General features: G+C 53.7%; 20 protein-coding genes. 10 read left to right on the top strand and 10 right to left on the bottom strand.

Translation table 11 applies throughout. The features are described from left to right. The first annotated feature begins 67 nt into the window (after positions 1-67). Positions 68-331 carry a hypothetical protein gene (locus tag ACYCZJ_RS02105; RefSeq protein ID WP_461552571.1) on the top strand — a complete coding sequence of 88 codons (264 nt, stop codon included), beginning with the start codon at positions 68-70 and terminating at the stop codon, positions 329-331. A gap of 49 nt (positions 332-380) precedes the next feature. Here the strand turns inward: ACYCZJ_RS02105 and ACYCZJ_RS02100 are convergent, their stop codons facing one another. The 4 genes from ACYCZJ_RS02100 to ACYCZJ_RS02085 all read right to left on the bottom strand — a co-directional run bounded on the left by ACYCZJ_RS02100 (position 381) and on the right by ACYCZJ_RS02085 (position 3,141). Next, positions 381-911 (bottom strand): FG-GAP-like repeat-containing protein, encoded by a 531-nt coding sequence (locus tag ACYCZJ_RS02100; RefSeq protein WP_461552570.1) that lies wholly within the window; start codon positions 909-911, stop codon positions 381-383. Beyond that, positions 881-1,840: a prenyltransferase/squalene oxidase repeat-containing protein gene (locus ACYCZJ_RS02095; protein ID WP_461552569.1), complete on the bottom strand. Its 960-nt coding sequence runs from the start codon at positions 1,838-1,840 to the stop codon at positions 881-883. Before ACYCZJ_RS02095 ends, ACYCZJ_RS02100 begins: the two co-directional genes overlap by 31 nt. A gap of 150 nt (positions 1,841-1,990) precedes the next feature. Continuing rightward, positions 1,991-2,608 carry a hypothetical protein gene (locus ACYCZJ_RS02090; RefSeq protein WP_461552568.1) on the bottom strand — a complete coding sequence of 206 codons (618 nt, stop codon included), beginning with the start codon at positions 2,606-2,608 and terminating at the stop codon, positions 1,991-1,993. After that, on the bottom strand, positions 2,608-3,141 hold the full coding sequence (locus tag ACYCZJ_RS02085; protein ID WP_461552567.1) for an archaeosortase/exosortase family protein: 534 nt from the start codon (positions 3,139-3,141) through the stop codon (positions 2,608-2,610). Before ACYCZJ_RS02085 ends, ACYCZJ_RS02090 begins: the two co-directional genes overlap by 1 nt. A gap of 219 nt (positions 3,142-3,360) precedes the next feature. Between ACYCZJ_RS02085 and ACYCZJ_RS02080 the strand changes: the two genes are divergently transcribed. Then, entirely contained in the window at positions 3,361-3,660 is a 300-nt protein-coding gene (locus ACYCZJ_RS02080) for a hypothetical protein (RefSeq protein ID WP_461552566.1), read from the top strand. 365 nt (positions 3,661-4,025) lie between these two features. Then, the gene (locus ACYCZJ_RS02075; protein WP_461552565.1) at positions 4,026-4,280 is read left to right on the top strand and encodes a hypothetical protein; all 255 of its coding nucleotides are present in this window, start codon (positions 4,026-4,028) and stop codon (positions 4,278-4,280) included. A gap of 96 nt (positions 4,281-4,376) precedes the next feature. Here ACYCZJ_RS02075 and ACYCZJ_RS02070 read toward each other — a convergent pair whose 3' ends face one another. The 6 genes from ACYCZJ_RS02070 to ACYCZJ_RS02045 form a co-directional block, all read right to left on the bottom strand. Then, positions 4,377-5,084: a GGDEF domain-containing protein gene (locus ACYCZJ_RS02070; protein WP_461552564.1), complete on the bottom strand. Its 708-nt coding sequence runs from the start codon at positions 5,082-5,084 to the stop codon at positions 4,377-4,379. Continuing rightward, positions 5,077-5,466: a DUF1987 domain-containing protein gene (locus ACYCZJ_RS02065; RefSeq protein ID WP_461552563.1), complete on the bottom strand. Its 390-nt coding sequence runs from the start codon at positions 5,464-5,466 to the stop codon at positions 5,077-5,079. The genes ACYCZJ_RS02070 and ACYCZJ_RS02065 overlap by 8 nt, the downstream gene beginning before the upstream one ends. A gap of 19 nt (positions 5,467-5,485) precedes the next feature. After that, the gene (locus ACYCZJ_RS02060) at positions 5,486-6,046 is read right to left on the bottom strand and encodes a SiaB family protein kinase (RefSeq protein WP_461552562.1); all 561 of its coding nucleotides are present in this window, start codon (positions 6,044-6,046) and stop codon (positions 5,486-5,488) included. A 29-nt stretch (positions 6,047-6,075) separates the two neighbouring features. Next, positions 6,076-7,359 carry a SpoIIE family protein phosphatase gene (locus ACYCZJ_RS02055; protein ID WP_461552561.1) on the bottom strand — a complete coding sequence of 428 codons (1,284 nt, stop codon included), beginning with the start codon at positions 7,357-7,359 and terminating at the stop codon, positions 6,076-6,078. A 585-nt stretch (positions 7,360-7,944) separates the two neighbouring features. Next, complete coding sequence (locus tag ACYCZJ_RS02050; protein WP_461552560.1) at positions 7,945-8,544, bottom strand: hypothetical protein; 600 nt, start codon at positions 8,542-8,544, stop codon at positions 7,945-7,947. Further along, positions 8,505-8,831, bottom strand: a complete 327-nt coding sequence (locus ACYCZJ_RS02045) for a tetratricopeptide repeat protein (RefSeq protein WP_461552559.1) — start codon at positions 8,829-8,831, stop codon at positions 8,505-8,507. The genes ACYCZJ_RS02050 and ACYCZJ_RS02045 overlap by 40 nt, the downstream gene beginning before the upstream one ends. A gap of 93 nt (positions 8,832-8,924) precedes the next feature. Here ACYCZJ_RS02045 and ACYCZJ_RS02040 point away from each other — a divergent pair, with 93 nt between their 5' ends. The 7 genes from ACYCZJ_RS02040 to rpsO all read left to right on the top strand — a co-directional run bounded on the left by ACYCZJ_RS02040 (position 8,925) and on the right by rpsO (position 17,698). Beyond that, positions 8,925-9,962 carry an IS630 family transposase gene (locus ACYCZJ_RS02040; RefSeq protein ID WP_461552558.1) on the top strand — a complete coding sequence of 346 codons (1,038 nt, stop codon included), beginning with the start codon at positions 8,925-8,927 and terminating at the stop codon, positions 9,960-9,962. Between the two features lie 1,281 nt (positions 9,963-11,243). After that, positions 11,244-11,672 carry a ribosome maturation factor RimP gene (gene rimP, locus ACYCZJ_RS02035; protein WP_461552557.1) on the top strand — a complete coding sequence of 143 codons (429 nt, stop codon included), beginning with the start codon at positions 11,244-11,246 and terminating at the stop codon, positions 11,670-11,672. Positions 11,673-11,702: 30 nt separating this feature from the next. Continuing rightward, complete coding sequence (gene nusA / locus ACYCZJ_RS02030; protein ID WP_461552556.1) at positions 11,703-13,175, top strand: transcription termination factor NusA; 1,473 nt, start codon at positions 11,703-11,705, stop codon at positions 13,173-13,175. A 33-nt stretch (positions 13,176-13,208) separates the two neighbouring features. Beyond that, a complete protein-coding gene (gene infB / locus ACYCZJ_RS02025) occupies positions 13,209-15,977 on the top strand; it encodes a translation initiation factor IF-2 (RefSeq protein WP_461552555.1) in 2,769 nt (922 codons plus the stop codon). Beyond that, positions 15,977-16,375: a 30S ribosome-binding factor RbfA gene (rbfA, locus tag ACYCZJ_RS02020; protein ID WP_124705420.1), complete on the top strand. Its 399-nt coding sequence runs from the start codon at positions 15,977-15,979 to the stop codon at positions 16,373-16,375. Before infB ends, rbfA begins: the two co-directional genes overlap by 1 nt. 18 nt (positions 16,376-16,393) lie before the next feature. After that, complete coding sequence (gene truB, locus ACYCZJ_RS02015; protein ID WP_461552554.1) at positions 16,394-17,326, top strand: tRNA pseudouridine(55) synthase TruB; 933 nt, start codon at positions 16,394-16,396, stop codon at positions 17,324-17,326. 102 nt (positions 17,327-17,428) lie between these two features. After that, positions 17,429-17,698, top strand: coding sequence for a 30S ribosomal protein S15 (rpsO, locus tag ACYCZJ_RS02010; protein WP_461270222.1), 270 nt, complete (start codon positions 17,429-17,431; stop codon positions 17,696-17,698). The last annotated feature ends 55 nt before the right edge of the window (positions 17,699-17,753 follow it).

Here is a 17,753-nt window from a genome sequence, read left to right as displayed (position 1 = left end):
GTGATGTCTGTCGCTCTGGACACCTGCCCGCACGCAAGGCCATGCCATGCGTGCTCAAAGGCATAAGATGCGCGAATTCAAAAACTCTCGGCGAAAAGGCGGGGGTACCTTTATGCCTTCAATAAATGTCATCCAGACCCTTTCGACTCCTCCAACGATTTACTACGAAGACCAGGAATACCCGAAGAATCCCACCCACAAGAAACACGAAAAAAGCAAACAAGGCAGCGAAGCGAGTGTACTCAGCAACACTGCCAGTTCTGAACAGCGAAATGATAAATATAACTATGCCGAAGCCAATTCCAGGAACCAGAAGTTGGAGGAATATTAACAGGTAGACACGCCGCCTCAAGCCCTGTTTCTCTGTGTCTGTCATATGCTCAAGGTTTCGAGTAAACCTGCTGCATTTGGTTTGTATTGGTCTTGTTCGGATAGATCAGAAAACCCCCAGCGGCACCCGGAAATGCACCCACGCCAAGCCCGGATTGGTTGCTGAATGACGTCGGGGATGCGCCCGAATCTCCTGGATTAAAAGCCGTGAGGGCGCCAACCAAATTACCCAGTTGAACACCGCCAGCAGTGGCGGCAGGCGAAGCACCACCGAGTTTGAACCCATTCAAATCTGCAAATCCCGCCAGGAAATTCTGCGTACCTGGGCTAAGCGCTTCAATCCCCGCGGGCAGCCCAACACTAGAAAAGCTCCCATTGCCATTGTTGTGATAGAGCGCAGTAAAAGGATCGCTCGGCGCCCAGTTTCCGTCGCGGTTGGCGATCAGCAAATCGACATTCATATCGTTGTCGTAATCGCCCACTGTACCGCCGTAATTGAGAACGCTCCCACTGCTAGAAAAAGGAATACTCGTATCCTCGGCGAAGTTGATTAGCCCCCCCGCCGAAGTATTCTTGAGCAACCGTATGTCACCTCCTGCGTAGTCCCACGACGAAGAATAAGGACCCGGATTGATAAGCCGCGTCTCAAATAACGCGAGATCGATCTTGCCGTCGCGGTTGTAAGCGCCGTGGTGTAGAGATCGCCTTGCCAATCGCCGCCGGTGCCTTGGCTACCCATGAGGCCGACTAACAAGTTAGCCGCCGTGCTTGAGGCCGGATTATCACGCAGCAGCGCCAGAACGGTGATCGCCTGTACGGCAACGGGCGAAGTACTGTTGACTTGGGTATTAAGCGTGGCAACCGCACTCGCAATCGGCGTGGTCAAGGTCGAATCGGTCGCCCGGTATGGGACGAGCGCTTGCCCTACTAGAGCCGTCACGATGGGATCGCTAGCAGTGTTGTCGCCGATCGCCCACCCTTTGTCGGAGGTGCCCCCAAGTTGGATGGATTTGAGAAAAGACGTCGCGCTTCCATAGTTTCCGATACCACCGGCGACGAAGCCTGCCTGAAGTGCGAGTGCGGTATCCATTGCAGCACCTTGGTATGCCGATGACACACCCCAACCACCGTTGCCAGTTATCATCAGGTTTTGTGCGCTCTGCAAAAAAGCGATGTTGTCGTTGACCAACTCGCCTTGCGGCTTCAGTGCGAGAATTGTCCGCGCTTGATAGTCAACATTAATCGGGTTGTGATTCTCCAGCCAGGTAGCGCCTTTATAGTAGGTCGCCCCCTTTTGCTGATAGGCGGCAAGCGCGCGCACGACTTCGGAGGTAACGAGGAACTGCTCCTCGTAGATCAAGCCCCAACTTCCATCTGGATTTTGCTGGGAATTGAGCCATTGGACCGCGTTGTTAGCAGGCGCCTGATAGACGCTGGCAGCCTGCAGCGGGCCAGCTGCGACCAGCCACGCGACTGCGACAAAGACAATCCTGCGCAGCAGATGTGGCATTGCGCTCCCCCTGATTTTGATCGATTACGATCGGAACAAAATTTATTAGATTGCGAAAAAATGACTCCTCTTGACGCAAGACTTTAGTGGGAGAATGTTACCGGCCTATGCTGGTGTGCTGACCTAACCGTAGCCCGTTCGGTCTATTCGTTACTGTTTGCCGTGGGCAATCTTGCGAGGGAATACAAGTTTGCAAAACAAGGCAATCGCCAGTGGTGCCAGCACAATAGGAATCACGTAGCGCCCACCGCCGTCGAGGAAGTGTTGCACGCGCGAGCCGAGGGATTCATTGATGCGGGTGGGGTCGGCTTGCCAGTACAGCACATCTTCCACTGCGCCCCACAGGATCAAGGGGATATCCAGCATCTCTGCCAGCACCACGGGCAGGCACAGCACCATCAGCCCGGGCCGGTGCTTGAGCGCGATGTTGGGCCAGCTGGCGGCGAGCGCGAGGATTAACACCGGATGCACCCAGGCATGTGCGGTCAGGGTCGAGGCAGTGACTGATGCGCCGCTGGGGAAGATTTGCCCCAATACCACGCGGTATTCGGTGAGCGTCGCGGTTAACGCCACCGCAGCTTCGTTGTGCTCGATGCGCCCACCCAGGAAGTCGATATGGAATGCCGGCAGGAGCAGATGCAGTTCGCTGCGGAACAGCGGCAGCAGCAGTTCGATCAGGGGCGCGGCGAAGTGATAAGCGAGCCAGGCCAGCCCACCCGCGGTCACGGCGAACGTCAGCGCCGCGTTAAACAGGTTCTGTCGATGCACTACGGCCTATCCACCAGACGAAGAACAGCCCACGCCACGGCGATGATGATCAGCGGCCCGACCAGTCCGTGGTTCAGTTCGAACAGCGACTTATCGTGACGCACGGCAAAGTACAGGGCCACGATGCGCACTTGGTTCAATCCATAGATCAGCACGCTGCCGAATACGATGCCACTCAGGCGCATGCGCCAACTGCCGGCAACGGCAATAAAGGCGGCCATCAACAATTCCATCGCCTCGGCGCCGTCACAGCCGTTGAGTATCGACAGCCTGCCGCCCGGCCACGCCAGGTGTTGGCCTTCTGCGCCCACCCCGTCTGCCGGCGCAATCAGCTGGATCATGGCCGCGCTGGGCCGCACCGTGAGCGTTTCCAGGTAGAACCGGTAGAGCGCCGTATCGCTGAGAGCCTGATAACCCCACTGCAGCAGGAAAAACGCCACCACAAACATCCCCGCAAAACGCAGCAGCGATGCGCTGTGGCGAACCGGATGGATTTTTTGCAGAAATTCGTCGTAGCTTTGGGGTTGGGCCATGCGCAGAGTGCCGCGGGAGAATGTGATGGCCTGATGACATGGGGAGCTGCCGCTGACCGGTTGTCGCATGCTTCAAAAAAACGGGCGCCGCAAAAGGCGCCCATAAGGACCCAAAGGACGCAGGGAGGGAAGTGCGTCAAGGCTATGCTATACACGCAACATGACACCGGGATGACTGAGGCATGAGGAGAACTACCCGCCTTACAGGGTCGCCACGATTTGCCAGATGGTAAGAAAATAGCTGCGTCGGTTGCAAATGGTGTTGGCCGAAGCAGATGGATTGCAGGTCGCGGCGGTTTGGATTTCGGGTCGCTACACCTAACCGCTTCGCTGCGTAGCCCTTTAGCGGCAGTAGCGCTTGCCGGTCAAGTTTGTCATTTCAACCGCAAAATACGTTTTATTAATATGGTTACAGCAGGCAGATTCTGGGCCATAGTCAACCGCAAAATACGTTTTACACAACAAAAACGCCTGACTCCTAAAATTGGGAAATCAACCGCAAAATACGGATACCCATAATTAAAAACCTGCTGGCAGAACCTCATCGGAACAAGGGGCGGGTTTGGGGTCGGTATGACTGGCGGTTTTCATCGGAATACACACCGCTAGGTTTAGGGATGACAGGCGGGTCGGCGTTCTGCCGAACCACTTGCTCTGGAGCGCCATCTCGATTAACGGGAGTCAGTGTAATCTCTCATCCCACTGGGCTCTCGGACAAGACGACATGTTTTCGCTCACTGAAAGTTGCGTGCATCGATGACGACAAAATATAACCCGTACATGCGCATCCGGCTGACTCAATCGATGGTGACGATTGCAATCTGGGTGTAGTACAGTCCAAACCGTCATTGGTGCCATACGAAACCGTTTCACGAGGAGGGGAGATGAAAACCAAGATGAATACCTTGAAACAACTCGAGCAGTGCCTTGCCAGCGACCCGGACAATCCTCATCATGCCGTTTTTAAAGAACTGATCCGGGCGCTGTGTCTGAAGGAAAAATTCGATTTGGCAGCGTTGTACGAGCTGCCCTACGACGATTTCGATTTGGCTATTTCAATCATGCAAAACTGGCGGCTGGATCGATACACAAAAACCAAAGCGCGGCTTCGAGTGCTTGTCGGTTTGCCTGGCGAATAAATGCTGTACTGGTCGAGTGTTTCCGACACAACGATAGCGTTGTTATTCTGCCATTTCCGTTTGAACAGGGTGGCGGCAGATAACCGGCGTGCTGATTTAAACCTCAATTCTGTTTCTTCCGCCCTGTTTAGCAGCATAGAGCAGTTTATCGACGCGGGCATACACATCTGCAAATAATTCGTTTTTTTTGCACATTGTGAGCCCCATGCTGACAGTCACCTTCACCTGAATGCCATCCACAATCAGGGCAACATTTTCGATAATCTTAAGCAGGCTGCTGGCCATCACGACACTCTGTGTCATAGGGGTCTCGCTTAGTATAACCACGAACTCCTCTCCGCCGAAGCGGCCAATATAATCCTTATGCTTGAGGTTTTCCTCCACCAGATTTGCTACCAGACTCAATACTTGATCACCAACCAAATGCCCATAGGTGTCGTTCACCTTTTTGAAGTGGTCAATATCAAACAGAATGAGTGTAAAATCGCCCATGGAGAGGAGATCCTGAATTATTTCGGTAATGGCGCCTTTGTTGTATACACTGGTAAGTGCGTCGTGTGTTGCTTGAAACTCAAGATCCTTGGACAGTTGCTGCAGCTTGTGATTGACTCGATTGAGTTCGCGCGCTTTTCGATCGCTTATTTTGATTAGTTGCTGCGTCTCCCGTAGCAGCCTTTCATAATGACCAAGGAGCTTCTCCAGCAGTCGCCTGGCATCCTCGATGCCAAGATATTCGCGCTGCAGATTGATGGATATGTCCTGAATCACGGATTTCTCCGCAGCAAACAAATCGAAATCAGGCATTTGTAACTGCGATGGGATTGAATGTCAACGAACCAAAATCGGAATAAAGGTCTTCACCAAACTCGAGTATGGTGTCGTCATCTTCATGGTAATACCAGTTCAACGTTATCTCGTTACCGGCAAGTACCGAATTGTTGAGTATCTCGAATAAATTGAGCAGGATTTTAGTGCTGCTGCTGTTGAAGTACTTCAATTCAACATTGATTTCGGCGCAACCTTCTTGCAAAGATCCGAGATAACACTTTAGGCTGGATAGGATCGGTCCATAAAAAGCCGCTGCATTTTCGGGGTAGGACTCCCCTTTAATGCTCAGCGTGTTCTGCGAGAACCTGAAATCAATTTCGGGAGAACTGCTGCTTGCGGGCACGTAATAGTCGTCCATTTTTACTCCTTTGCTTGCATTAAATGATTGCCTTCAAATAGAAAAATGAGTTCGCCTCATTCTTTTCAGGCATATCCACAAAAAAGTATTCGATAGGCGCGGCAGCGTCTCTGGCTAGCGTCAAGAAACCCAAACCAGCGCCTTTGCCCGCCACTTCACTTTCTGACCTCAGTTGCTGCCTGTATGCCGTCTTGATTTCATCCAGGGACATGGCGCGAATGCTATTTAAATTATCGCGCAACATGGGTATCTTGCTCTTGTCCACAACATTGCCGCAAACGATGAAATACTTTTCATTTTCACGACCCACGGCCACCGTTCCGAAGCGCATTTCATTATCTGTGGCGTCTTCATCGGTCAAATGGTCTTCGGAATAATGAATGACGTTTTGAGCCATTTCGACGAATGTCGAAAATACTTTTCGGGCTGTCGTGCCGCTCGTTTCATCCAATGCCAATTTATGTTTGACTGAATCGGCCATTGCGGAAATAATGCTTTGTGAAAAATAGCCGGTGTAGAAAAATATGACTCCCGCTTGGTGTGCGGAATCTCGAAAGGCGTTGAACTGGTCAAGCTGCATTTGGAAATGTTCCTGTGGTGTAAGTGTTTTTAGTATCTGAAGCCAAAGAAGGTCACGTCGTCTCTTCTGGGTTGCTCGCCTTGATAGGCACAAAATGATTCGAGGAGTTTTCTTTGTTGCTCTGGCATGGATTCTTTGTGCCAGTTGAATAGCAGTTCTTTCAAGCGCCGCTTGCCGAAAGCAATATTGTTGTTCCCGCCAATCTGGTCAATGATTCCATCAGTCGTAACATAGATACAAGTGCCTTTTTCCAAGGAGACATCCTTGTTTGTCCAACTGAAATCCATCGGAGTATTTGCGTACCCTACGCCCTTGCGATCGCCATCCAACACGGAGATTTCTGTGTCACCCTCGCGAATATGGAAGATTGCGGTTTTTGCGCCTGCGTAGGTCATGAGATTGGTTTGCGTGTTAACCCAGCAAAATGCGGCATCCATCCCGTCGTCGGATTGCACTTGATCCTCCACCGCGTCTTCCGCTGCGATGCTGAGGCGTGCGACTGTTTCTGTCTTCTTGTCAATCTGCCCGAGAGAGGTTTTGATAATTCTGTTCATCTTTGAAAGAATGGCGGCCGGGTCGTGCCTGGTTTCATGTGGCAGGACTTGGTCAAGTGTCGACGCCACAATGAGTGTCATGAATGCGCCCGGAACACCATGTCCAGTGCAATCTATGATGGCGAAAAAGAAACCGTCGTCAAATTTGGAGAAGTAATAATAATCTCCGCCGACAATGTCGCGCGGTTCCCAGTGAACGCAATAGTCCTGAAGTGACAGGGCCATGTCATCCTTGGATGAATGCAGGTAGGATTTTTGTATGACGCTCGCATAATCAATGCTTTCCATCACAAGCTGATTTTTTTTCGCTTGCAGTTCAGAAATGGCACGAACGAGATCGTGCCCTTCTCCCATGCCAAGGTAGTCGCCCCCCGAGGTAATCACAAAGCCATCAGTCAGCGCTTTTCTGCCCGCTTTCACAACCAGAAAGCTTAAATCCTGGATGCTGGTATCTTGTTCAACGATAAGCGGGGTCTTGTCCATGAATGCAATACAGCTCTTGCGGCCAAATATTTCGCGACGGAAGGGGCGCGCAATGCTGTCCATGAACATATTTCGGTTAATCAATCCAATAGGCCGAGCATTTTCGACAATGGGAAGGCCGTTGAGGTCGGGATTTTGCGTGAATAGTTGAAAAATCGCATCGTTGGTTTCCTCGGGTGAAGCAACGGGCGTGTCAATGAGAAGACTGCGTGCAATGTGCTGATGCGTCTTCTTGTTTTCGGTTTCGGCAATGATGGGTTTGGCTTGGGTTAGCATGGCAAGGCCACTAAGTAATGACTTTCAATAAACTGGGTGAAGCATCAAAATATTGGCTAATTTGAAGATACCGCAATTGTGTTATGGTTTTGTGATGATGACCGGCACAAGCGGTTCTGACCATTCGGTCGTTCCCATAATCCCAAAGCCGGTAGCGAGATGGGGTATCGCGTGATAGCGGTAGAGCCAGTTCGCGCCCTCCATTACGCACGTGGTTGAATTCGCAAACCTGCCCTGCGGGTTGTCCAGGAGATGGATCGCAAGATCGACAACGACGACCTCGCCACTGGAAAGGCTATCGCCGAAGGCGTTGCAGTTGGTTCCACCTGTGTTGCTGGCAGCATCGTCCCCTATTATGCGGTGGCGCTTTGACAGCTCACAAGAAACACCTCCCTTTGGCAAGGCCCTAATGTCAGACAAGTCGGAACTACTACACCTAAGCGATGGGCAGTTGTTTGCCAGATCCAGATATTCACGGATCGTTAGCCAATGGCTGGTTGTGCTGGCAAAGCAGCCGTTCAGCGTGTGACTAAACTGGCTGGCTGAAAGCGGGCGGGCGCTTGCAAGATCGGCCACAAGAAATAGTTAGTGCATGATTTCTGGTTCTATAGACAAAACCCGCCCTGCAGTTTTTTTCTGCCAGTTTGCAAGTATCTGTTGTATGTCGTCACCGGGATAAACTGCTATACCGAGGCGTCTTTCCGGGAACCATTCGTCCTTCAGTTCGTGATCGTGCTGCGCATGCGGCTGCCCTTCGCTGCACGCCCTGCAAAGTGTTCGAACATTCCGCGTCCAATCCTCGTAGTGACTTTGTATGGCAGAGAAGTCCTTTTCAAGCGCATCCAGATCCGAATCGCACTCCACCGATACCGTGGCCACGCACGTCGTGTAGCCGGAGCGCTCGAACAGCTCCAACACGTTGAACACCGGATATTCATGCGCCTCCAGCTTGCGGTAGCCGACAGCTGCCCCGTCGTGTAACACCACATCGCCGTGGCGAAAACCAGACTCGGGAAAAGGAATGCTGTCGATGCGTGCACGAACAGGATCAATGCGCGTCGCCCATACGACTTCGCCATTTTCATCCGGATTCAGGCGTGCAGGCGTCATGCCGAAATCCATTTCGATTGGCCCCGCGCTTCCTGTCAGCGTGATCCCGTTCTCTTCCCACATCTTACGGGCCACCGCCCAATTCCTGAGCGCGGTGGCGGCGCGATGGCCAGATTCCATCTGGCCGCCTCATCTTCCGGATGCAACTCGTTGGCCTTCTGATTGAACTCGAACGATTTCTGCCACTCGCCCTGATATTTGTAGATCAGCCCGAGGTTGTAATAGCTCTCCGATTTTTCCGGATCGAGGGCGATCGCTTCAAGATACTTCGCGATGGCCTCGTCGATTTTGCATTCTTTTTCCAGCTGCTGTGCCTTCTCATGCAACCTGGAGGCTTTTCTTTTCTTGAAGTCAAAAAGCATCAATGGATACTCCGTGGTTTTCTACAGCGGAACGCGCTATTGACTCGGCACGATGAAGATTGAACTTAGGCAAAGTATTTCAGTCCCACCTGCATGGATAAAGAAGACGCAAGATTTCAAACATTGGAGCAACTGCACGAACGGCGTAAACAGGTCGTGCGATTACATCGCAAAGGAATGGGTGTGATGCGTATTGTCGAGTTGAGTGGGCTCTCCTACCCGACCGTGCGTAGCGCGATTGACCGCTACGCACAGGGCGGATCGGAAACGCTCAAGCCCACACCACGCGGCAGACAAGCTGGCAAAGGTCGCCACCTGACTGATGAACAAGAGCGCCGGGTTCGGCAAATCATCTGCGACAAGCGGCCCGAACAGTTGAAGATGGAATTTGCGCTGTGGAACCGGGCAGCCGTCATGCAGCTGATTGAGCGCGAATGCGGTATCAAGCTATCAGTACGGGGCGTTGGCAACTACCTCAGACGCTGGGGATTTACCCCGCGAAAGCCGATCAAGAAAGCCTATGAGCAACGGCCAGTGGCCGTGCAGGAGTGGCTAGACCAGCAATACCCAGAGATTGAGAAACGCGCCAAGTCCGAAGGTGCCGAGTTTCACTGGGGCGACGAGACAGCGGTCGTGAACACCGATGTGCGGGGCCGGTGTTACGCACCGGCGGGTAAAACACCGGTGACGTTTGCGGTGGGCGGCACGCGCCAGAAGCTGTCGATGATCGCCACCGTCACCAACCAGGGCAAGACGCGCTGGATGATCATTGATGAGGCATTCAACTCGGACAGGCTGATCGAGTTTCTGGCAGCGCTGGTCCAGGACGCGGGGAAGAAAGTGTTCCTGATTCTGGATAACCTGCGGGTGCATCACAGCAAGCCAGTCAAGCAATGGGTGGAGACGCATAAAGACCAGATCGAGTTGTTTTACCTGCCCAGCTACAGCCCGGAATTGAACCCGGAAGAGCGGCTTAACGCTGACTTGAAACAGGCTATTTATTCAAAGGTTCCGGTGCGTACTAAAGCCAGGCTGAAAGCCGCGACAACCGAGCACATGCAGACACTGGAGAATTCACCTGAACGCGTCAAAAAATATTTCCAGGATGCGCGCGTGAAATATGCAGCATGAAAACTTCAAACTTCAACTGGCCGGATCAATAAACAATTGGCCGTACGGACGGTACGAAGCGCTACCTGCACGGGGCCGTGTTAATTGGCAGGTTGGCGGCCATACCAAGATCCGATCGAATCCAGGTCATCAAGGTCCATGATCGGGCCATACATCTGAAGTCCATTCCGTCATCAACGAACTCGACCAGGAGCACCCCCGCCCCGCCTGACTCACCCGCCTGCGCAACGCCACTACCTGGTTCATGATCCATGATTGCCATGGCCATGACCATCATGGTGCCGCACAACAAAGCGATGGCCGGCACGACGACCTATACCAGGCCAGCACCTCAGGTAAGTCCGCTTGACGCCCGGTTCCGAGCGCGATCGAGCCTCATAGAAAATATCTTTTTGGAAACCACCCCGGTTTAGCGATTTACTGGAAGACGAGCGTTTGCAGCCCGTTTCATGTGTGCCGTTGCGGCAGCCGATCCCTGATTTTGGCGTGAATAGACTGATTCAGCCCCGATTCGAGGCAAGCGCGCCCCTCTGCTTTTTGGCGCTGACACCGCTTCGCCTGCTATCAAATAGTCGATGCGCTTACATGGTCGGTCAATGCAACCCCCGCGTGGCAATAGGCACCGGCATCGGCCTGAAATGATCAAATAGCGAGATGGGAAGTGGGCTTCCGAGCAAATTCCCAGGTAACCTTGAATCCTTCCGGCAACCCCGCACCACAACAACATTATCTTTCATCATTCGGGGTGAGGTAAGCTCGCATGACCATTAACGTGTGATTGCGTTACAGTGTAACGCAATCCGAGCCTAATCGATTGAGCCCCTCGTAGTAGTAGTCGGCATTCCCATGGGGACCATCGTCACCCAAGAAGGCCACTATAATTTCATTATTAATGTTTGGAGCCCTTGAGGCTGAGACAAAAAAGAAAAGCAGATATATACAAAAATATTGACAAATTACGGGGCATGTGGTCAACGCGAAACCTTTGGAGAAGAAGGGGTGAAATGTGCACAAAATTGTGCACAGGGTAGCGCATGAACAAATAATGCGGGAAATTTGTGCACGATGTTTCTTTATTATTCAATAACTTATTAAACTTTACGCAATAAGACGCGGACTTAAAATCCCTCGCCCTAAACGGCGTGCCGGTTCGATTCCGGCTCCGGGCACCATCCGGCTTCACGCCTTGCTGCTTGCCAAACACTTTCAAACAACCCCCTTTGCTGATATAATGCGCGGCTTGTTATGGGCTCTGGCCCATTTTTTGTTTGTGGAACGTGAATGACCTTAGAAACGCTGCTGGAAACGACGCTTAACGGCCTTGGCTACGAATTGGTGGATATGTCCATGTCTGCAAAAAGCGGGCTATTGCGCGTATTTATCGATAAGCAGGGCGGCATTACGCTGGATGACTGCACTGCAGTGAGCAATCACCTGTCCAACTGGCTGGTGGTTGAAAACATTGCTTACGAGCATCTTGAAGTATCGTCGCCCGGCTTGGATCGCCCTTTGAAGAAACTGGAGGATTTTCGTCGTTTTGCGGGTGAAAAAGTGCAGATCAAACTGCGCATGGCCATTGCCGGGCAACGCAGGTTTGCCGGGGTAATTCGCGGTGCCAGTATGACGCAAATTGAATTGGACGTGGACGGGCAAGCTGTCATGCTGGATTTTTCCAACATGGATACAGCGCGCCTGATCCCCGATCTGTAATTATAAAATAGGTTGGCCGGAGGTTTTTTTATGAGCCGCGAGATTTTGTTACTGGTGGATGCGCTGGCCAGAGAAAAAAATGTCAGCAAGGAAATTGTGTTCAGCGCCCTGGAAATGGCGCTGGCATCAGCCACAAAAAAACGCTTCCAGGAAGATGTGGAAACGCGCGTGTCGATTGACCGTGAAACCGGCAACTACGATTCGTTCCGGGTGTGGGAGGTGGTGGCTGACGACATGATCGAGTTTCCCGATCGCCAGATTAGCCTGTCCGAAGCGCAACAACAGCAATCTGACATCCAGCTCGAAAACTTTATCGAAGAGATGCTGGAGCCTATCGAATTCGGCCGTATCGGGGCACAGGCGGCCAAACAGGTCATCTTGCAGAAAATTCGCGATGCCGAGCGTGAGCAGATACTCAACGATTTTCTGCTGCGCAAGGAATATCTGGTCACTGGCACCATCAAGCGCATGGAACGCGGCAGCGCAATTATCGAGTCAGGCAGGATTGAGGGCTTGTTACCGCGCGACCAGATGATCCCCAAGGAAAACCTGCGCGTGGGTGATCGCGTGCGCGCCTTTTTGTTGCGCGTGGAACGCGGCGGCCGCGGCCCGCAATTGATTCTGTCACGCACGGCCCCCGAATTCATTGCCAAACTGTTCGAACTGGAAGTTCCGGAAATCGAGGAAGGCCTGCTTGAAGTCAAGGGGGCTGCACGTGACCCCGGTGCCCGCGCCAAGATAGCGGTTAAGTCCAATGACCCGCGCATCGACCCGATTGGCACCTGCGTCGGTATGCGCGGATCACGTGTCCAGGCCGTGACTGGCGAACTCGCAGGTGAGCGCGTCGACATCATTTTGTGGTCGCCCGAAGCAGCCCAGTTTGTCATCAATGCGCTGGCACCTGCGGAAGTCAGCAGCATCGTGGTGGATGAAGACAAGCACAGCATGGACGTGGTGCTCGAGGAGGAACAGCTGGCGCAGGCCATTGGCCGTAGCGGCCAGAATGTCCGCCTGGCTTCCGAACTCACCGGCTGGGAACTCAACATCATGACCGTTGAAGAAGCCCAGCAAAAAAATGAGAGTGAAGCGACTTCCATCCGCACCTTGTTTATCGATAAGCTCGACGTAGACGAGGAAATTGCCGACGTGCTGGTACAGGAAGGCTTCAGTTCAGTTGAAGAAGTCGCCTACGTACCTATCAACGAAATGCTGGAGATCGAAGGTTTCGACGAAGATCTGGTCAACGAATTGCGCGCCCGTGCTCGCAACGCGCTGCTTACCGAAGCCATTGCCAGCGAAGAAAAGGTCGAGCATGTTGCCGAGGACATGATGTCGCTCGAAGGCATGGACAACGAAATTCTGCACGCGCTGGCTGCCAAAGGCATTATCACCTCGGAAGATCTGGCAGAACTCGGCGTGGATGAATTGGTGGATATGGTCGACATGGACACCGAACGCGCTTCCAAACTCATCATGGCGGCACGCGCCCCGTGGTTCGCATAACCCTATTGCACAGAAAGCCCTGACGGCCCATATATGAATGTAGAGCAATTCGCCCAGGAACTGAAGCTACCCACTGACTTACTGCTGGAGCAGCTGCGCGCTGCCGGCGTGGAAAAATCCGCTGCCGATGACACGGTAACCGAACAGGACAAAGCCGGCCTGCTTGATTATCTCAGCAAGAAACATGGCGTCAGAGAACCAAAAAGCAAGATTACCTTGACCCGGAAGGAAACGACCGAGATCAAGAAAGCTGACAGCACGGGTAAATCTCGAACCATTCAAGTGGAAGTGCGTAAAAAACGTGTGCTGGTCAAGCGCGATGCAGTCGTCCCGACTGAAGAGGTAGCGACGCCTCCTTCGCAGGAAACACCAGTCGAAACAATCCCGGCACCCGTCGAACCGGAAACTGTTATCGAAGCGGTTACAGCCGAGGTGATCGTACCGGTTGCGGAAACCACCGATACGGAAATCATTGAGACACCTCCTGCCGTCGAAGCCGAACCGATTGCTAAATCCGAACCTGTTCAGCCTGAACCTGCCGAGGCAATCGCTGAGAAGGCATCGCCCAAGGAATCGGAGCCCGAACCCGTTGCAGCCCCCGCCAAGCGTATTCGCGTCAAGAAACCGGTTCTGGACGAGAAGGAAATCGCTTTACGAGCTGAAGAAGCGCGCCGCCATTCCGCTTTGCATACGCGTCAGGCGGATGAATTGCGCGAAAAACAGGAACGCATTCAACAACGCAAACTGGCTCTGGAAGCAGAAACCCAGGCTGCAGTTGAAGCAGCGCAGCTAGCCGCCGCACCAAAACCGGTGGCGACAGAAGGCACCCTGCACAAACCCACCCCCAAGCCCGGGGAAAAACCCAAGGCCGCCAAAGCGCCCGCCAAAAAAGAAAAAGACTCCAACTGGAGCGACCTGCAGGCCAAGAAACGTGGTATCAAATCACGCGGTGACACCGGTGGTGACGCCTGGCGCAACCGCAAAGGTGGCGGCCGTCACAAGCCGGACGCAGACGTCAATACGACTTTCAGTGCACCGACCGAGCCGATCGTTTATGAAGTCCTGGTACCGGAAACCATCAGCGTCGCCGATCTCGCCCACAAAATGGCGGTCAAGGCCGCCGAGGTCATCAAGGTGCTGATGAAAATGGGCAGCATGGTCACCATCAACCAGGTGCTGGATCAGGAAACCGCCATGATTCTGGTGGAGGAAATGGGGCACGTCGCCAAACCTGCGCCACTGGATACCCCGGAAGCTTTCCTCGCTGCAGACGAATTGCGAGATGTCCCGAGCTTGCCGCGCGCACCCGTTGTCACCGTCATGGGCCACGTCGACCACGGTAAAACCTCACTGCTCGATGCGATCCGTCGGGCACGTGTGGCCAGCGGAGAAGCGGGCGGCATTACCCAGCACATCGGCGCCTATCATGTGGAAACCGACCGCGGCATGGTGACTTTCCTGGATACACCGGGTCACGAAGCCTTTACCGCCATGCGTGCGCGCGGCGCCAAAGTGACTGACCTGGTGGTTTTGGTAGTCGCTGCCGATGACGGCGTGATGCCGCAAACCATAGAGGCCATCCATCATGCCAAGGCTGCCAATGTGCCCATGGTGGTAGCAGTCAATAAAATAGACAAGGAAGGCGCCAACCCTGAGCGCATCCGTCAGGAACTGGTTGCGCAAGGCGTGGTGCCGGATGACTGGGGCGGTGATACCCAATTTGTCGAAGTCTCGGCCAAAGCCGGGAAGAATATAGACGCGCTACTGGAAGCCATTCTGCTGCAAGCCGAAGTACTGGAGCTCAAAGCGCCGCAGGACGCCCCCGCCAAGGGTGTCATTATCGAAGCCCGCCTGGACAAGGGACGCGGCCCGGTTGCAACCCTGCTGATTCAGTCCGGCACGCTCAAACGCGGCGACATGCTGCTGGCGGGTAGCGTCTATGGCCGTATTCGCGCCATGCTGGACGAGGATGGCAAACCGGTGCAGGAAGCCGGACCTGCCATCCCGGTGGAAATCCAGGGATTGTCCGATGTGCCCAAAGCGGGCGAAGACGCCATGGTGCTTAACGACGAACGCAAAGCGCGCGAAATCGCCATGTTCCGCCAAGGTAAATTTCGCGACGTGCAACTCGCCAAACGTCAGGCCGCCAAACTCGAATCCATCATGGAGCAAATGGGAGAAGGCGAGGCCAAGCGCCTGCCGCTCATCATCAAATCCGACGTGCAGGGCTCTTACGAAGCGCTCGCCACTTCACTGCAGAAGCTCTCCACCAGCGAAGTCAAGGTGGATATTCTGCATGGCGGCGTAGGCACCATCTCGGAATCTGACGTCAATCTGGCCATGGCCTCCAAGGCCGTGATTATCGGCTTCAACACCCGTGCTGACGCGAATGCGCGCAAGCTGGCTGAATCCATCGGTGTGGATATCCGTTACTACAACATCATCTACGAAGCTGTCGACGTGGTGAAAGCCGCACTGTCCGGCATGTTGACGCCAGACCAGAAAGAAAGCATTACCGGCATGGTGGAAGTGCGCGAGGTGTATCACATCTCCAAGATCGGCACGGTCGCAGGTTGTTATGTGCTGGATGGTTTGGTCAAGCGCGGCGCCAAAGTGCGCATCATGCGTAACGATGAAGTTATTCATACCGGTGAACTCGACTCGCTCAAGCGCTTCAAGGACGACGTCAAGGAAGTTAAATTCGGCTTCGAATGCGGGCTTTCGGTGAAAAATTTCAACGAGCTCGAAGTCGGCGACAAGCTGGAAGCCTTTGAAGTCGTTGAAGTGGCCCGCACCCTCTGATGCCCAAGGATTTTCCCCGTTCGCGGCGCGTTGCCGACCAGATCCAGCGCGAGCTGGCCGAGATCATCCGGCTGGAACTGCAAGACCCGCGCGTCGGCATGATCACGATCACCGAAGTGGTCGCCACACACGATCTGGAACACGCCAAGGTATTTTTTACCCTCCTCGATGGCGCTGCGCGCGCCCCGGAAGTGCAGCAGGCACTCACTCGCGCCGCCGGTTTTTTGCGCACGCGGCTGGGGCCAAGAATGCGACTGCGCCTGACACCCCAGCTGACCTTTGTTTATGACGCTTCTGTGGAACGCGGTGCGGCCTTGTCCAATCTGATCGATAATGCGGTCGCCGAAGACCGCAGCCAACGGCCACAGCCTCCTGCTGATACCGACGCCGATTCATAATCGTTACCGGCTTCTGCAGTGCAGTTCAAACGCATCAAACGCGCCGTGAATGGCGTATTACTCCTCAACAAACCGGCCGGCATCACCTCCAATGCCGCGCTGCAAATCGCCAAGCGCCTGTTTCAGGCCGAAAAAGCCGGACATACCGGAACCCTCGATCCATTTGCAAACGGCTTGTTACCTTTGTGCCTGGGCGAGGCAACCAAATTCGCCCAATATTTACTGGATGCCGACAAAGTCTATCGTGCCGTGATACAGCTGGGTGTGACGACGACGACCGGCGATCCTGAAGGCGAAGTTCTGGACACAAGACCGGTCAACGTAACACGCACCGATCTGAATGCCGTAATTGCCCGGTTCATCGGCACTATTGAGCAAACCCCTCCCATGTATTCCGCCCTCAAGCACCAGGGTAAACCGCTGTATGAATATGCGCGTGCCGGCATCGAAATCGAGCGTAAATCGCGTAGCATTCATATCCATGCCATTGAATTTTGTGCATTGGATGGCTCGCAGGCAACCATCAATGTACGTTGCAGTGCCGGTACCTATATCCGCACGCTGGCCGAAGACATCGGCAAAGCACTGGGCTGCGGCGCGCATCTGACCGAACTGACGCGTACAGCAAGCGGAGGGTTCCAGCTGGATCAGGCAGTCAGTCTGGCGACGCTGGAAAATAGCGATATCACCGCGCGCGACCAACTGCTACTACCTGTCGATGGGCTGGTTACCTATCTGCCACACATCGAGCTCAACGACACGGAATCAACAGCCTTGCTCAAAGGCCAGCGCCAAATACTTTCTGCCTACGCGCAGCTGACCGGATTGGTGCGTGCATACGACAGCCAGCACCGCTTTCTCGGGCTGGTGGAACTCCAGCCCGGCGGTCTCGCCATAGCGCGCAGATTAATGGCCAGCAACTTGCCATGCGTACAGAATTCAGCGCAATGACTTGAGTAAAAAGCATTTTTTTGCTAAAATCCGCGTTTTCTTGAACGAAGTGCATCCCAGCCGAAGCGCTTCGCGATTGTTTTATCCAAATAGGAGAACACCATGGCTGTTACTGCAGTAGACAAAGCAAAAATCGTTGCCGAACACCAGCATGCCCCGGGTGACACTGGCTCTTCCGAAGTGCAAGTTGCCCTGCTCACCGCGCGTATCAACGGCTTGACTGATCACTTCAAAGCCAATAACAAAGACCATCATTCACGTCGCGGCCTGTTGAAAATGGTGAGCCGCCGCCGTAAATTGCTCGATTACCTGAAGCGCACCAACAACGATAGCTATCGCAATATCATTGCGGCGCTGGGCCTGCGCAAATAAACATAATACCGGGCACGCTATTTTCACCACCATACACCGCCCCGCCGTTTCTGCG

Source organism: Sulfuriferula sp. (assembly GCF_054605375.1).
Note: the sequence above shows the minus strand (reverse complement) of the source record. Positions and strands in the feature narration are given on the sequence as shown.

What these genes read in the sequence shown, in the direction of transcription:
- ACYCZJ_RS02105 (WP_461552571.1), top strand. Translation starts at nt 68, where the DNA reads ATGCGCGAATTCAAAAACTCTCGGCGAAAAGGCGGGGGTACCTTTATG.
- ACYCZJ_RS02095 (WP_461552569.1), bottom strand. Translation starts at nt 1,840, where the DNA reads ATGCCACATCTGCTGCGCAGGATTGTCTTTGTCGCAGTCGCGTGGCTG.
- ACYCZJ_RS02085 (WP_461552567.1), bottom strand. Translation starts at nt 3,141, where the DNA reads ATGGCCCAACCCCAAAGCTACGACGAATTTCTGCAAAAAATCCATCCG.
- ACYCZJ_RS02075 (WP_461552565.1), top strand. Translation starts at nt 4,026, where the DNA reads ATGAAAACCAAGATGAATACCTTGAAACAACTCGAGCAGTGCCTTGCC.
- ACYCZJ_RS02070 (WP_461552564.1), bottom strand. Translation starts at nt 5,084, where the DNA reads ATGCCTGATTTCGATTTGTTTGCTGCGGAGAAATCCGTGATTCAGGAC.
- ACYCZJ_RS02065 (WP_461552563.1), bottom strand. Translation starts at nt 5,466, where the DNA reads ATGGACGACTATTACGTGCCCGCAAGCAGCAGTTCTCCCGAAATTGAT.
- ACYCZJ_RS02060 (WP_461552562.1), bottom strand. Translation starts at nt 6,046, where the DNA reads ATGCAGCTTGACCAGTTCAACGCCTTTCGAGATTCCGCACACCAAGCG.
- ACYCZJ_RS02055 (WP_461552561.1), bottom strand. Translation starts at nt 7,359, where the DNA reads ATGCTAACCCAAGCCAAACCCATCATTGCCGAAACCGAAAACAAGAAG.
- ACYCZJ_RS02045 (WP_461552559.1), bottom strand. Translation starts at nt 8,831, where the DNA reads ATGCTTTTTGACTTCAAGAAAAGAAAAGCCTCCAGGTTGCATGAGAAG.
- ACYCZJ_RS02040 (WP_461552558.1), top strand. Translation starts at nt 8,925, where the DNA reads ATGGATAAAGAAGACGCAAGATTTCAAACATTGGAGCAACTGCACGAA.
- rimP (WP_461552557.1), top strand. Translation starts at nt 11,244, where the DNA reads ATGACCTTAGAAACGCTGCTGGAAACGACGCTTAACGGCCTTGGCTAC.
- nusA (WP_461552556.1), top strand. Translation starts at nt 11,703, where the DNA reads ATGAGCCGCGAGATTTTGTTACTGGTGGATGCGCTGGCCAGAGAAAAA.
- infB (WP_461552555.1), top strand. Translation starts at nt 13,209, where the DNA reads ATGAATGTAGAGCAATTCGCCCAGGAACTGAAGCTACCCACTGACTTA.
- rbfA (WP_124705420.1), top strand. Translation starts at nt 15,977, where the DNA reads ATGCCCAAGGATTTTCCCCGTTCGCGGCGCGTTGCCGACCAGATCCAG.
- rpsO (WP_461270222.1), top strand. Translation starts at nt 17,429, where the DNA reads ATGGCTGTTACTGCAGTAGACAAAGCAAAAATCGTTGCCGAACACCAG.